Annotated in this window: 14 protein-coding genes; 5 read left to right on the top strand and 9 right to left on the bottom strand. The window is 61.1% G+C overall.

Annotated features, from left to right (window positions below):
- Positions 1–120: 120 nt before the first annotated feature.
- Entirely contained in the window at positions 121–504 is a 384-nt protein-coding gene (locus ACI77I_RS30580; protein ID WP_094951587.1) for a YbaN family protein, read from the bottom strand.
- A 20-nt stretch (positions 505–524) separates the two neighbouring features.
- Positions 525–1,112, bottom strand: a complete 588-nt coding sequence (locus ACI77I_RS30575) for a YecA family protein (RefSeq protein ID WP_094951588.1) — start codon at positions 1,110–1,112, stop codon at positions 525–527.
- 275 nt (positions 1,113–1,387) lie between these two features.
- On the opposite strand from ACI77I_RS30575, the gene recQ reads away from it, so the two are divergent.
- Both recQ and ACI77I_RS30565 read left to right on the top strand, forming a co-directional pair.
- The gene (gene recQ / locus ACI77I_RS30570; protein WP_094951621.1) at positions 1,388–3,514 is read left to right on the top strand and encodes a DNA helicase RecQ; all 2,127 of its coding nucleotides are present in this window, start codon (positions 1,388–1,390) and stop codon (positions 3,512–3,514) included.
- Between the two features lie 121 nt (positions 3,515–3,635).
- Positions 3,636–4,070, top strand: coding sequence for a MarR family transcriptional regulator (locus ACI77I_RS30565; protein WP_094951589.1), 435 nt, complete (start codon positions 3,636–3,638; stop codon positions 4,068–4,070).
- A 94-nt stretch (positions 4,071–4,164) separates the two neighbouring features.
- Here ACI77I_RS30565 and ACI77I_RS30560 read toward each other — a convergent pair whose 3' ends face one another.
- Positions 4,165–6,354, bottom strand: coding sequence for a patatin-like phospholipase family protein (locus ACI77I_RS30560; protein ID WP_406999896.1), 2,190 nt, complete (start codon positions 6,352–6,354; stop codon positions 4,165–4,167).
- Between the two features lie 84 nt (positions 6,355–6,438).
- Between ACI77I_RS30560 and ACI77I_RS30555 the strand changes: the two genes are divergently transcribed.
- Positions 6,439–6,726 carry a SelT/SelW/SelH family protein gene (locus ACI77I_RS30555; protein ID WP_242151644.1) on the top strand — a complete coding sequence of 96 codons (288 nt, stop codon included), beginning with the start codon at positions 6,439–6,441 and terminating at the stop codon, positions 6,724–6,726.
- Positions 6,727–6,760: 34 nt separating this feature from the next.
- On the opposite strand, the gene ACI77I_RS30550 is transcribed toward ACI77I_RS30555, so the two are convergent.
- The 3 genes from ACI77I_RS30550 to ACI77I_RS30540 all read right to left on the bottom strand — a co-directional run bounded on the left by ACI77I_RS30550 (position 6,761) and on the right by ACI77I_RS30540 (position 8,914).
- Positions 6,761–7,042 carry a hypothetical protein gene (locus ACI77I_RS30550; protein ID WP_406999894.1) on the bottom strand — a complete coding sequence of 94 codons (282 nt, stop codon included), beginning with the start codon at positions 7,040–7,042 and terminating at the stop codon, positions 6,761–6,763.
- 128 nt (positions 7,043–7,170) lie between these two features.
- The gene (locus ACI77I_RS30545; protein WP_406999892.1) at positions 7,171–8,055 is read right to left on the bottom strand and encodes a DMT family transporter; all 885 of its coding nucleotides are present in this window, start codon (positions 8,053–8,055) and stop codon (positions 7,171–7,173) included.
- A 109-nt stretch (positions 8,056–8,164) separates the two neighbouring features.
- Positions 8,165–8,914, bottom strand: coding sequence for an AraC family transcriptional regulator (locus tag ACI77I_RS30540; protein WP_242151638.1), 750 nt, complete (start codon positions 8,912–8,914; stop codon positions 8,165–8,167).
- A gap of 152 nt (positions 8,915–9,066) precedes the next feature.
- On the opposite strand from ACI77I_RS30540, the gene ACI77I_RS30535 reads away from it, so the two are divergent.
- Positions 9,067–9,876 carry a UDP-2,3-diacylglucosamine diphosphatase gene (locus ACI77I_RS30535; RefSeq protein ID WP_094951595.1) on the top strand — a complete coding sequence of 270 codons (810 nt, stop codon included), beginning with the start codon at positions 9,067–9,069 and terminating at the stop codon, positions 9,874–9,876.
- A gap of 62 nt (positions 9,877–9,938) precedes the next feature.
- Here the strand turns inward: ACI77I_RS30535 and ACI77I_RS30530 are convergent, their stop codons facing one another.
- The 3 genes from ACI77I_RS30530 to phhA all read right to left on the bottom strand — a co-directional run bounded on the left by ACI77I_RS30530 (position 9,939) and on the right by phhA (position 12,379).
- Positions 9,939–11,132 (bottom strand): amino acid aminotransferase, encoded by a 1,194-nt coding sequence (locus tag ACI77I_RS30530; protein WP_094951596.1) that lies wholly within the window; start codon positions 11,130–11,132, stop codon positions 9,939–9,941.
- Positions 11,132–11,488, bottom strand: coding sequence for a 4a-hydroxytetrahydrobiopterin dehydratase (locus tag ACI77I_RS30525; RefSeq protein WP_017134918.1), 357 nt, complete (start codon positions 11,486–11,488; stop codon positions 11,132–11,134). Before ACI77I_RS30525 ends, ACI77I_RS30530 begins: the two co-directional genes overlap by 1 nt.
- Positions 11,489–11,587: 99 nt before the next feature.
- Positions 11,588–12,379: a phenylalanine 4-monooxygenase gene (gene phhA, locus ACI77I_RS30520; RefSeq protein ID WP_094951597.1), complete on the bottom strand. Its 792-nt coding sequence runs from the start codon at positions 12,377–12,379 to the stop codon at positions 11,588–11,590.
- 256 nt (positions 12,380–12,635) lie between these two features.
- On the opposite strand from phhA, the gene ACI77I_RS30515 reads away from it, so the two are divergent.
- On the top strand, positions 12,636–14,198 hold the full coding sequence (locus ACI77I_RS30515) for a sigma-54-dependent transcriptional regulator (protein WP_094951598.1): 1,563 nt from the start codon (positions 12,636–12,638) through the stop codon (positions 14,196–14,198).
- The last annotated feature ends 42 nt before the right edge of the window (positions 14,199–14,240 follow it).

The raw sequence follows: 14,240 nt of genomic DNA, 5'->3' as shown, positions 1-14,240 counted from the left end.
CCCAACCCATAAAAAGATGTGTAGATACCTATGCTGCGATGCGAGCAGCGCGGTCTATCAGTGGCACCCGGTTGATGCGATCGCAGGCAAGCCAGCTCCCGCAGAATTCAGCCTCCACCGCTACCTCGGTGGCAAGGTCTTCTGACGCAAGATATAGATCGTCACCAGCACCGCACTGGTCAGCATAAACCCGCGTGCCCACGGCAGCGGCACCAGATAGCAGGAGACGCCAATACTCAGCCACATCAAGCCAATTGCATAAACCTTGCCCTTGAGCGGAATGCCGTTGCCGTCCAGGTAGTCTTTGATCCACGGGCCCAGGCGCGGGTGTTCCACCAGCCAGTGGTAGAAACGCGGGGAGCTTCGAGCGAAGCAGGCGGCGGCGAGAAGCAGGAAGGGTGTGGTCGGCAACACCGGTAGGAAAATGCCGATCACCCCTAGCGCCACGCTCAGCCAGCCGATGGCCAGGAGTGCGTAACGCAGGAGCGGCGAGCGGTTGCCCATGGGTGTCACGGGCAAACGACTCAGTGGTGGCGTGGCTTGAGGATCGCCGGTTTTTCGTCAGGCGCGTTGCACAGCAGGTACAGCGCAGTCAGGGCTTCCGGGATCTGTACGATCATGTCATCCATCAGGTTGGCATCGGCAGCGATGTCGGAAAACTCCGGCTGGTCGTCGAACAGGCCCGAACCGACCATGATCGGCAGCAGCATTTCGCTGACTTCTTCCTCGGCGGTCTCAAACCAGGCGGCTTCGCGCAGGAACACGCCTTCCATGAAGCCGATGCACCAGCCGCGCAGGTCGGAGTCATCCGGCTCTTCGCCGAGGTCCAGGTCGCACGGCAGCTCGAATTCCTCATCGGAGGCCAGTTGGCGACCGATGTGGGCTTTGAGGGCCAGCAGGGTGGATTCGATTTCTTCGCGCTGGGCGGCATCGGCGTAATGCGGTTCTTCGGCGAACAAGGCGTCGATCCACTCACGGTCCGGCACGATGTCGGAAGAGATCGACAGGGCGGTCAGGTAGCCGTGGGCGGCCACGTAGTCCAGCGCCTCGTCATGCAGCTCATCGGCGTCGAGGAAGGCTTGCAGGCGGGTTAGTTGCTCAGCGAAGGACATTACGGGATACCTTGGGAATAAACGATGCGCAATTCTAGGCTTTCTTGAGCGCCCAGGCCAGCCACACGGCATATTTGCCAGGTTTTAGATAGCGCTCGCAATTCGTCGGTGGCGCCCTTTGCACAGTAACGCTCGGGTATACTGCCGCGTTTTGTGATGCCCCTGCAGGCCAAGCGCCAACCCGTGAAAACTTCGCTTACGGATTATTTCCCGTGAAGCCGGGTTTTTTCGGCCAGCCTGTACAGAGGGATTTCGGCACCATTTTGGAGTTTTACATGCTCGAGCAGGCTCAACGCGTCCTCAAGGACATCTTCGGCTACGACAGTTTTCGTGGCCGCCAGGGTGCGATCATTGAGCGCGTGGCCAATGGCGGCGACGCCCTGGTATTGATGCCTACCGGCGGCGGCAAATCCCTGTGCTTCCAGGTGCCGGCGCTGTTGCGCAACGGCCTGGCCGTGGTGGTGTCGCCGCTGATCGCGCTGATGGACGACCAGGTCGCCACCCTTGAAGAGCTCGGCGTCGCCGCCGCGGCGTTGAACTCCACCCTCAGCGCCGAGCAGCAACGCGACCTGGCCGCACGCATCAAGCGCGGTGAAGTGAAGATGCTCTACCTCGCCCCCGAGCGCCTGGTGCAGCCGCGCATGCTGGCGTTTTTGCAGAGCCTGGAAATCGCATTGTTCGCCATCGACGAAGCCCACTGTGTGTCGCAATGGGGCCACGACTTCCGTCGCGAATATTTACAGTTGGGCCAGTTGGCGGAATTGTTCCCCGACGTACCGCGTATCGCCTTGACCGCCACCGCCGACAAACGCACCCGTGAAGAAATCGTCGAGCGCCTGCATTTGCAGAACGCCGAGCGCTTCCTGTCGAGCTTCGACCGGCCGAATATTTTCTACCGCATCGTGCCCAAGGAGCAGCCGCGCAAGCAGTTGCTGGCATTTCTGTCCGAGCGGCGCAGCGACGCGGGCATTGTCTATTGCCTGTCACGCAAGAAGGTCGATGAAGTCGCCGCGTTCCTCTGCGAGCAAGGCTACCCGGCGCTGCCGTACCACGCCGGCCTGCCCAATGAAACGCGCTCTGCCCACCAGAAACGCTTCCTCAACGAGGAAGGCCTGATTATGGTGGCCACCATTGCGTTCGGCATGGGCATCGACAAATCCAACGTGCGCTTTGTGGCGCACATGGACCTGCCCAAGTCCCTCGAGGCGTATTACCAGGAAACCGGTCGCGCCGGCCGTGATGGCCTACCGGCGGATGCCTGGATGGTCTACGGCCTGCAAGATGTGGTGATGCTCAAGCAGATGCTGCAGAACTCCGAAGGTGACGAGCGCCACAAGCGGTTGGAACAACACAAGCTCGACGCCATGCTGTCGCTGTGTGAAGAGACCCGCTGCCGCCGTCAGACCCTGCTGGCGTATTTCGACGAGGACATGCCCGAGCCGTGCGGCCACTGCGACAACTGCGTCGACGGCGTGCAGACCTGGGATGCCACCGAGCCGGCGCGCCAGGCGTTGTCGGCCATCTACCGCACCGGCCAGCGTTATGGCGTGGGCCATCTGGTGGATGTGTTGCTGGGCAAGGACAACGAAAAAGTGCGCAGCTTCGGCCATCAGAAGCTCTCGGTCTATGGCGTCGGTAAAGCCCGCGCCGAAGGCGAGTGGCGTTCATTGTTCCGCCAGATGGTCGCGCGCGGCCTGGTGGACATCGACCTTGAAGGATATGGCGGCCTGCGCCTGAACGACAGCTGCCGGCCATTGCTCAAAGGCGAAGTGAGCCTGGAGTTGCGCCGTGACCTTAAGCCGCAAACCACGGCCAAGAGCAGCACCAGCCAGGCCAGCCAGTTGGTGCGTGGCGAAGAACGCGAGCAGTGGGAAGCCTTGCGCACCCTGCGCCGCAAGCTCGCGCAGGAACACAGCGTGCCGCCTTACGTTATTTTCCCCGACTCCACCTTGCTGGAGATGCTGCGCGAGCAGCCCACCACCATGGCCGAAATGGCCCGGGTCAGTGGCGTCGGTGCGCGCAAGCTGGAACGCTACGGGCAGGCCTTCCTCGAAGTGCTCGGTGGCCAGGTCGAAGCGCCGAAGGAAGTCGCCGATATTCGCCACGAACTGATCAGCCTGGCGCGTGCGGGCATGACCCCGATCCAGATCGCTGGCCAGCTGCAATGCTCGGAAAAAAACGTCTACACCTTGCTGGCTGAATCCATCGGCAAGCAGCAGCTGTCTTTAGAGCAGGCCCTTGATTTGCCGGAAGATCTGCTCGGTGAAATCCAGGACGCATTCCTCGACGGGGAAGGCGAATTGCCACCGGTTGCGGAGATCGCGCCGCTGTTTACCGGGCGTGTTCCAGAGGGCGTTTTGTACTGTGTGCGTGCCGCTTTGCAGTCTGAATTCGAAATTTAGTGTGCTAATTGCGCCAATGTAACGAATCAGTACATAGCGGTGCTTGCCTCATGGCATGGCTCATGCTTAGCTGACTAATAATTAGCCACACTTTATTTTCAGTCTAAACCACGAGTTTTTTATGCCGTTAACCGATCAACACCGCTTTGGCATGCAATTGGCGCAAATGTCCCGAGGTTGGCGCGCCGAGCTGGACCGCCGTTTGGCGGGGCTGGGTTTGTCCCAGGCGCGTTGGCTGGTGCTGTTGCACCTGGCCCGTTTCACCGAAGCGCCCACCCAGCGTGAGCTGGCGCAAAGCGTCGGGGTAGAAGGGCCGACGCTGGCGCGTTTGCTCGACAGCCTCGAAGGCCAAGGCCTGGTGCAACGCCAGGCCGTGCTGGAAGACCGGCGTGCCAAGCGTATCTTGCTGTGCGACACCGCCTGCCCTTTGATCGAGCAGATCGAAACCATCGCCACGGCGTTGCGCCATGAGCTGTTTGTGGGCGTGGATGAAGAAGATTTGCGCGTGTGCATGCGTGTGCACGGGCATATTTTGGCGAATCTGGAAAAGCCCTAAGGTAGCGCCTGATTAATGTCGAGCGGGTTGTTGTGGCGAGGGAGCTTGCTCCCTCGCCACAAAAGCCAGCCCCCACAGTTGTTTTGTGTACTGTCTAGAAGGTTTGGCCCAGGTTCAGGTACACCGCCTGCTGCTTATCATCATTGAACCCATAGCTGAAATTCAGCGGCCCCAGCGGCGTATCAAACCCCAGGAAAACACTCGCGGCGTTGATGTAGCCACTGTCGAATTGATTGTCGTTGTTCCACGCCCGGCCGCGTTCTAACGAGGCGCCCAGGTACAGCGGAAAATCCAGCGGCAGGTACGAGCGCGGCGTCAGGCGGCGATAGTACACCGCGCGCATCAAAGCAATGTTTTGCCCCGAGATCGAATCTTCGCGAAAGCCCGACAGCTGCCGCGCACCGCCCAGCAGGAAGCTGGAAATCACCACGTCGGATTTATCCAGGGTGCGTCCGTAACGCCCGTCCAGTATGAGTGTGTCCGGGCCGTGGCTCATGGCCTTGTCCAGCTTGAACTCCCACTGCCGGTAGCGCTGGTCCGAGCCTAGGCCAGGTTCGAATTCGCGGAAGGCCAGGCTGATGTCTTCGCCGGTATGGGGGAAGTACACGTTGTCCAGGGAGTCGAAGGAGTACTTCAGCTCATAGAAGCCTTCATTGAAGTTCACGCTTGGCAGGTCGCGCTCGCCAATGCGCACGTCCGCCTTGCCCCAGGCTTCGCCCACGCCGAAGCGGATCTCGCCGCTGTTGCCGATCTGGCGCCCCACATTCAAGCCAAAACCGTAGCGCTCCAGCCGATACTCGGCGATAGGGTCGTTGTCCAGAACCAGGTCAACGTTCTGCGCCTGGGCACTGATATAGGGCGCGACGAAGTAGCGAGAGCCTACATCCAGCGGTTGGTAGAACTCGCTGTACAGCTCTTGGCGATCACCGATCTGCACCCGCGTCAGCCATTCGGCGCCGAGGCGGTTGATGCCGTTCATGCGGTAGCTGGCGCCGAGGTTGAAGGCGCTCTCGCCGCGCATGTCATCCGACAGGTTCAAGCCCAGGCGTAAGTAATCGGTGCCGCTGCGCTTGCCGCGTGCGCTGATCACCAAGGTGTTGTCCTGGCCCTTTTTCACCACGCGGTATTGCACCTGCTCGAAGTAATCCAGGCCGTACAGGGTGCCCATGTCGGTTTGCAGGCGATCCAGGTTCAACGGCTCGCCCAGGTTTTGGCGGATGTAGTAACGGATCACGTCATCGCTGACTTTCGAATCGTTCTCCACCTTGATCGCAGTGATCACCGGGGTACGTTCGCCCGGCGTACGCGCGGCGAGCAGTTGCGGGTCTACCGGTTCCGCGGGGCGCAGATGCGCCAGGCGCACATCGAGGGCGCGGGTGGCGCGGTAGCCGGCGTCGATCATGTCCTTGGCGCGGCCGAAATCCGTCACGCCGTAGGCGGCCAGCGGCGGCTGGATCAGTACGTCTTTGGGGTGCAGGGCCTTGAGTTGCTCCTCGGAATTGCGCCGGGTCATCAGGGTGATGGACTGGTTGAGCACGTCGACCACGGTGGCCAGTTGTTTGCGCGTGCGCAGCGGGGTGCCGATGTCGACGACGATGGCAATGTCGACGCCCATCTCGCGCGCCACATCCAGCGGGATGTTGTCGGTCATACCGCCGTCCACCAGCAGCCGGCCGTCTATTTCCACCGGGGCGAACACCGCCGGGATCGACATGCTGGCGCGGATCACCTGGGGCAGGTGGCCTTTGTTGAACACCACTTTTTCGCCGGTGGTGATATCGGTGGCGACCGCGCGGAACGGGATCGGCAGCTTGTCGAAGTTACGCGTGTTACTGCTGTGGGCGAACATGCTTTCCAGCAGCAGTGCCAGGTTCTGGCCCTGGATCACACCGAGCGGCAAGCCGAGGCTGCCGTCGTCGCGAAAACTGAGCTTCTGCTTGACCAGGAAATCGCGGTCATCCTGCTTGCGCCGAAACGGCACGTCTTCGCGTGGCGGTGCGTCGGACAGGGCCTGTTGCCAATCAATATCCAGCGCGAGCTTTTCCAGCTCATCGATCTTGTAGCCCGACGCGTACAGCCCGCCAATCACCGCGCCCATGCTGGTGCCGGCAATCGCATCGATGTGAATGCCTTGTTCTTCCAAAGCCTTGAGCACACCTATATGCGCCAGGCCACGCGCGGCGCCGCCAGACAGCACCAGGCCGATTTTGGGGCGCGGTGTTTCAGCGGCGTCGGCGAGGAGAGGGAGCAGGCACAGGAACAGGCAGGACAACAGGCGGCGCATCACGAATCTCAGGGCTGGGCGATAAAGGTCGGTATTATAGCCACTCGAACCTCCGAGCCTGTCATACCTGGAACCTCTCAAATTATGTCGCTGAGCAAACCCGAGATCGTCATCACCTATTGCACCCAGTGCCAGTGGCTGTTGCGCGCCGCGTGGCTGGCCCAGGAATTGTTGAGTACGTTCGCTGACGACGTGGGCCGTGTGGCGCTGGAGCCGGCCACCGGCGGCACGTTTCGCATCACTTGCGACGGTGTGCAGATCTGGGAGCGCAAGGTCGACGGTGGTTTTCCGGAAGCCAAGGTGCTTAAACAGCGCGTGCGTGATCAGATCGACCCACAGCGGGATTTGGGCCACAACGATCGGACGCAATAAAGGCCACCGCCGCTTGACGGTGGCCCGAAAGGCGCTACTTGTCGGCCAACTTTTGCTTGATGAACCCCGCAACCCACGTCAGCACCAGGCCGCCGATACCACCGCCGACGATATTGCTGCCAACCGCAGCCACATCCAGCGCTTCGCCGCCTGAAGTCCCGGTGAGTACCGAGACGATCTGCCCCAGCACCAGCCCACCCATACCGCCAACCAGCGTATTGAGCCCAGTCCCCAGGCTTTGTTTGCTCATACCGGCCACGTTACCGCCGATGGCACCGCTGATGATCTGAACCACCAAACTGATCAGTGTTTCCATGGTAAAGCCCCTGCATAGCGTTAATGGAATGACCACTCGCTTGCAGCAACTTCAAGGCGCATGGCTGTCGTCGAGGGGTCTTTATCCGTTGAACGACGACAGACTGTTGCGGATGTTTAAAGTGTAGATCACGCCGCTGCCGCAGGCGCTTTGGCCTGGCTGGCGCTGCCCATCAAGCCGGAGAGCACGATGGCGACGATAATCAGCGCGCCACCCAGCAGCATGCGCAAGGTTGGGGTTTCGGCAAACAGCAGCCAGGCCACGGTGATGCCATAGACCGGCTCCATGGCGAACACCACCGAGGCGGTGCGCGCCTTGATCACTGCGAGGCTGGCGACAAACAGGCTGTGGGCCAGGCCGGTGCAGAACACCCCCAACAGGCCGATCCACAACCAGTCGATGGCGCGCACCTCTGCCAGCCCGGGTGCCGCCACGGGCAACAGGCAGGCCGCGACCACCACGTTTTGGCACAGGGCGGCCTGCACTGCTGGAATCCGCCCGGAACTGGCGCGATTGTTCAGCGATAACAACGAAAACAGCAGGCCGGAAACAATGCCCCAGAGCAGGCCGCCCGTAGCCGCGCTGGCGAGGTCGAAGTCTGGCGTCACCAGTATCAGGCCGATGCTGACCAGCACCACCAGCAGCACTTCATTGGCGCGAATGCGCTCGCGGAAGATCAGGCCTTCGAGAATCACGGTAAACGCCGGGAACGCAGTAAACCCCAGAGTGGCGACCGCGACCCCGGCGACCTTGACGGCAATAAAGAAGGTCACCCAATGCGCCGCGAGCAGCACGCCGCTGATTAGCAGGCGACGCCAGTCGCGCATCTCGAGTTTTTTCCAAGTGGTGTTGCTGGCGAATCGCGCGAATACGGCGAGGGCCAGCACGGCAAAAGCGGCGCGGCCAAATACGATGATGGCGGGCGAGGCGGCCGCCAGCTTGCCGAATACGCCGGTGAGGCCAAACATCAATGCGCCGATATGCAGGGCGCCGAGGGCTGAGCGGGGAGTCATTGCGTTCCTTGAACCAACGGGAGTGACAGAATCGCAGTCTAGAGGGTGGAGGGTGCGGGCGTCTGTCGCCCGGCTCGCGATTTTTATCGCAGGGCTCTTCTTGCGGTTCTTACGACGAGCGCCGCAATGCGCCGGGTGATGCGCCAAATTCGCGCAACATCGCAGCGGCAAACGCACTTTGCGAACTGTAGCCGACGCGCTCGGCGATTTCACCGATGGGCAGCGGCGTTTCGCGCAACATGCCCAAGGCCATCTGCAGGCGACGGCTGCGGATATAGTCCATCGGCGTCTGCCCGCACTCAGCGATAAAGCGCGCATGCAAGCGCGCTACCGACAAGTCGGCAATGCGCGCGAGGTCCGCGACCTGCAACGGGTGCGCAACATGCCGCTCGATATGTGCATTGAACGCCGCATACGGCAGGCGCCGGCCCGGCACCGTTTGGGTAATCGGGTGATTAAGGCTGGCCAACAACAGCACCGCACCTTGCTGCACGATCAACGGGTCATCCACCGGGCTGTGGGCCAGCCATTGCACCAACTGGCTTTGCCGGGAATCCAGGGCCAGGCGCGCCGGTTGGTCGAGCAAGCGCCGGCTGGCCTCGGCATGCTCGCCCAAGGATTGCAGCACCCAGTGCTCGGTGGGCACATCCAGCACCAGGCAACGGCTGCCATCGCGACTGCCACAGGCGTGGTGGGCAGAGAAGGGCAGCACCATCACGCTGTTCTCGCGCACCTGGCTGCCACGGCCATCCACTTCCAGATCCAAATGCCCCGACAGGCCGAACACCAGTTGTGCGTGGTCATGGCTGTGGGCGAGGGGTTCTTCGAGGTAGTGGCGCAGCGTGAGGGTTGGGCTCATCGCGGTCTCCTGGGCGAGCAGGCTCCTGGCCTAGTCGCGCCAGTCTACAACGCTTCAAGGGCGCCAGGCGCTGTCATCAGATTGACGCACAGTTGTCATGGGCTATTAACCGCCAGGGCGCAAGCTCGCGAAAACACCGTTGAGGGATGCCCATGACCCGTGCCGAGTTCGCCAAACCCAGCCGTAAACAACGGGTTCGTACCCTGTGGATTTCCGACGTGCACCTAGGCACGCGCGATTGCCAGGCCGAACACTTGTCGCAGTTCCTCAAGGGCTACCACGCCGACAAGGTGTACTTGGTTGGCGATATTATCGACGGTTGGAAAATGCGCGGCGGCATGTATTGGCCCCAGGCCCACACCAACGTGATTCGCCGCCTGCTGACCATGGCCAAGCGCGGCACCGAGGTAATCTACGTCACTGGCAACCATGACGAGTTTCTACGGCGCTATTCCAAGCTGATTCTGGGCAATATCCAACTGGTGGACGAAGCCGTGCACGTCACCGCCGATGGCCGTCACCTGCTGGTGATCCACGGCGACCAGTTTGATGTGATCACCCGTTACCACCGCTGGCTGGCGTTCCTCGGCGACTCGGCCTACGAGTTCACCCTCACGCTGAACCGCTGGCTCAACCACTGGCGAGCGCGGTATGGCTATGGCTACTGGTCGCTGTCGGCGTACTTGAAGCACAAGGTGAAGACGGCGGTGAGTTTTATCAGCGATTTCGAAGAGGCGATCGCCCACGAAGTGACCAAGCGCGAGTTGCACGGCGTGGTCTGCGGGCATATTCACCATGCGGAGATTCGCAAGGTGGGCGAGGTGGACTACCTCAACTGCGGGGATTGGGTGGAGTCGTGCACGGCGTTGATCGAGCACTGGGATGGGCATATCGAGTTGTATCGGTTGGCAGATGCGCAAGCCAAAGAGGCGCAGTTGAAAGCCGAGATGGTCGCAGGCTAGCCGCCAACACACTCCAACTGTGGGAGCAGGCAAGCCAGCTCCCACAGTTTGATTCGGTTTCTTCAGTTGCAGACGTCAGCGATGGCTTGGGCCAACAGCGTCAAGCGCGTGGCATCAATGCCAGCCACGTTAGCCCGGCCTGAACTGACCATGTACACGCTGTGCTTCTCGCGCAGTTGCTTGACCTGCTCGGCACTTAGGCCGGTATAGGAAAACATCCCACGCTGCGCACCAATATGCGCAAACCGTTCGGCCAGCCCGTGGGGCGTAAGCGCTTCCACCAGCCCGGAGCGCAGTTGCGCAATCCGGGAACGCATGGCTTCGACTTCGTCGCTCCAGCGCTTTTTCAGCTCGGCATCGCCGAGGATGGTCGCAACCACGGCTGCGCCATGATCCGGCGGGGTCGACCACAAATTACGCGCCGTGTTTGCAAGCTGGCTGCGCACATCGATGAGCTTCTCGGCATCCGCCGCGCACACGATCAACGCGCCGACACGATCACGGTACAGGCCGAAATTCTTCGAGCAGGAGCTGGTGATCAGCACTTCCGGCAGTTCGGCTGCAAACAGCCGCACCGCCCAAGCGTCTTGCTCCAGGCCGTCGCCAAAGCCCTGGTAGGCGAAGTCGATCAGCGGCAGCAGTTGGCGTTCGCGGACGATCTTCAGCACCTGGCGCCAGTCATCCTGGGACAGGTCGAACCCGGTCGGGTTGTGGCAGCAGGCATGCAGCAATACCACGTCGCCCTTGGGCACGTTGGCGAGTGTTGCCAGCATCGCGGCCACGTCCAGGCGGTTATCAGTACCCACATAAGGGTAGTGGCTGACCGTGAGCCCGGCCTTGGCGAAGATGGTTTCGTGGATCGGCCAGGTTGGGTTGCTCAGCCATACGCCACGGCCGGGCAGGGTGTGGGCGATAAAGTCGGCGCTCAGGCGCAGGGCGCCGGTGCCGCCTGGGGTTTGCGTCGCGCCGGCACGGCGGTCGCGGATCAAGGCGGAGTCGGCGCCGAGCACCAGTTCGCTGATCAACGCACCGAACGCTGCATCGCCGTGGCCGCCGATGTAGGTCTTGGTGGTCTGAGTGTCCACCAGGCGCTGCTCGGCCAGCTTCACCGAGTACGGAATCGGCGTCAGGCCTTGGTCATCCTTATAGACGCCCACGCCGAGGTCGAACTTGTTCGGGTTGCTGTCCTGGGCATACAGGTCCATCAGCCCCAGAATCGGGTCGCCGGGCACGCGGCCAATAGCATCGAAATGCATTACTTGCGGCCCTCGGCGTCCTTGGCCACTTCGTCAGTGCGCGCGGCCATGATGAAGTCGTTGCGATGCAAGCCTTTGATCGAGTGGCTCCACCAGGTCACCGTGACTTTGCCCCACTCGGTGAGCAGGCCTGGGTGATGGCCTTCGGCTTCGGAGATTTCACCCATGGCATTGGTAAAGGCCAGGGCGAATTTGAAGTTCTTGAACAGGAAAACCTTTTCCAGCTGCATCACGCCATCGCGTACTTCGATGTTCCAGTCGGGAATCTGCTTGATCAGTACCGGCAGCTCTTCGTCGCTGACTTGCGGGGCATCGGCGCGGCAGGCTTCGCAGTGGGCTTGGTTCAAGGTGGTCATGTGGGGTGTCCTGAATTCGAATGATTGAAGATCAGTGGGCGTTACCCTAAAGCAACGCGCGGCCAGGGAACAGACTCACCTGGCCTCAAAACGTAAGTGTCACGCGGCTTTGGGTTTGGGTGGAAACGTCGGCGCGTGCAGACCCAGCTGCATACCGCGCTCGACCATGCCCATGATGTCTTCCTGCGCCACGTCGAACAGGCGCTTGAGCTCAGGCAGGACGAAATACAGCGGTTGCAGGATGTCGATGCGGTACGGCGTGCGCATCGCTTCCAGCGGGTCGAAGGCTTGGTGCTTGGGCTCATCCGACAGGCAGTACACGCTCTCTTTGGGCGACGACAAAATGCCGCCACCGTAGATGCGCCGACCTTGTGGCGTGTCCACCAAGCCAAACTCGATGGTCATCCAGTACAAACGCGCCAGGTACACGCGCTGTTCCTTGGTCGCGGCCAGGCCGAGCTTGCCATAGGTGTGGGTAAATTCGGCGAACCACGGGTTGGTCAGCAGCGGGCAGTGGCCGAAGATCTCGTGGAAAATATCCGGTTCTTGCAGGTAGTCCAGTTCTTCTCGAGTACGAATAAAGGTCGCCACCGGAAACTGCTTGCTGGCGAGTAATTCGAAGAAGGTCTGGAAGGGGATGAGTGCGGGTACACGGGCGACTTGCCAGCCGGTAGTTTCAGCCAGCACCTGGTTGATTTCGCCCAGTTGTGGAATGCGGTCCAGGGGCAGGCCGAGCTTGTCGATGCCGTCCAGGTATTCCTGGCAGGCGCGACCCTCGATCACTTTCAGCTGGCGCGTGATCAGCGTGTTCCACACCGCGTGTTCTTCCGGCGGGTAGTGGATAAAACCTTGCGCATCGGGCTCGCGGGCCACGTAGTGCGTCTGCTTCATACGGCTCTCCTGCTAGGTATTCGTTCTTGTTATGTGCGGCGTATGGCCTATTGATAACCCGGAAGGCGGAGGATTCCATCGGGCCTTGGCTTGGGCTTGTAGGAAAAATTACCTATATTCGTAAAGTATTCGTTACGATCCTGCGGCTCTGCGATGTATTGGGCTGTGAAAAGGTCACGTACTGTCACATAATCTTGACGACTATCTGCGCCCAGCGGCAAAAAGACGCGCGCTTTCCCACTTTTCGGGCCTTTTCATGCGTATCAAAGTGCACTGCCAGAACCGCATCGGCATCCTGCGGGACATTCTCAACCTGTTGGTGGAGTACGGCGTCAACGTCGCCAAGGGCGAGGTCGGCGGCGAACATGGCAACGCGATTTACCTGTTTTGCCCGAACCTGGTGAACATGCAATTCCAGGCGCTGCGCCCGCAATTTGAAGCAATTGCCGGTGTGTTTGGCGTCAAGCGGGTAGGGCTGATGCCCAGCGAACGTCGGCATATGGAGCTGAATGCGCTGCTTGGCGCGCTGGAGTTTCCGGTGCTGTCGATCGACATGGGCGGCTCCATCGTCGCCGCGAACCGGGCGGCGGCGCAGTTGCTCGGGGTGCGCGTGGACGAAGTGCCGGGCATTCCGTTGTCGCGGTATGCCGAGGATTTCGACTTGCCGGAGTTGGTGCGCGCGAGCAAGTCGCGGATCAACGGCTTGCGGGTCAAGGTTAAGGGCGACGTGTTCCTGGCGGATATTGCGCCGCTGCAATCCTCCGAGCACGACGACAGCGAAGCCATGGCCGGCGCCGTGTTGACCCTGCACCGCGCCGACCGCGTCGGTGAGCGCATCTACAATGTGCGCAAGCAGGAACTGCGCGGCTTCGACAGTATCTTCCAGAGCTCCAAGGTGATGGCGGCGGTGGTGCGCGAGGCTCGCCGCATGGCGCCGCTGGATGCGCCTCTATTAATAGAAGGCGAAACCGGCACCGGTAAGGAGCTGTTGGCGCGTGCTTGTCACCTGGCCAGCCCGCGCGGGCAATCGCCGTTGATGGCGCTTAACTGCGCAGGCCTGCCGGAATCGATGGCCGAGACCGAGCTGTTCGGCTACGGCCCAGGCGCGTTTGAAGGCGCGCGGGCCGAAGGCAAATTGGGCCTGCTGGAACTGACGGCGGGCGGTACGTTGTTTCTCGATGGCGTTGGGGAAATGAGCGCGCGCTTGCAGGTGAAGTTGCTGCGGTTTCTGCAGGACGGTTGCTTTCGCCGGGTGGGCAGTGATGAAGAGGTCTACTTGGATGTGCGGGTGATCTGTGCGACCCAAGTGGACTTGTCGGAGCTTTGCGCCCGAGGGGAATTTCGCCAGGACCTTTATCACCGGCTGAATGTGTTGTCGTTGCATATACCGCCGCTGCGCGAATGCCTGGATGGTTTGGCGCCGTTGGTTGAGCACTTTCTTGATCAGGCCAGCCGGCAGATTGGTTGCCCATTGCCCAAGTTGGCGCCGGCGGCGATGGATCGGCTTAGCCACTATCACTGGCCGGGCAATGTGCGGCAGTTGGAAAACGTGCTGTTTCAGGCGGTGTCGTTGTGCGAGGGCGGGACGGTCAAGGTTGAGCATATTCGTCTGCCGGACTACGGCGTGCGTCAGCCGCTTGGCGATTTTTCTCTGGAGGGTGGGTTGGAGGCGATCGTCGGTCGGTTTGAGAAGGCGGTGCTGGAGAGCTTGTATGCCGAGCACCCGAGCAGCCGACAGCTGGGTAAGCGGCTGGGGGTGTCGCATACCACCATCGCTAATAAGTTGCGTGATTACGAGATTCTCAAGGGCGATAAATAATCACAGGCACACTGCAGTTAAAACTGTGGGAGCGAGCAAGCG

Source organism: Pseudomonas sp. D47 (genome assembly GCF_045447305.1).
Taxonomy (GTDB): Bacteria; Pseudomonadota; Gammaproteobacteria; order Pseudomonadales; family Pseudomonadaceae; genus Aquipseudomonas.
This window is presented reverse-complemented; position numbering and strand designations above follow the sequence as displayed.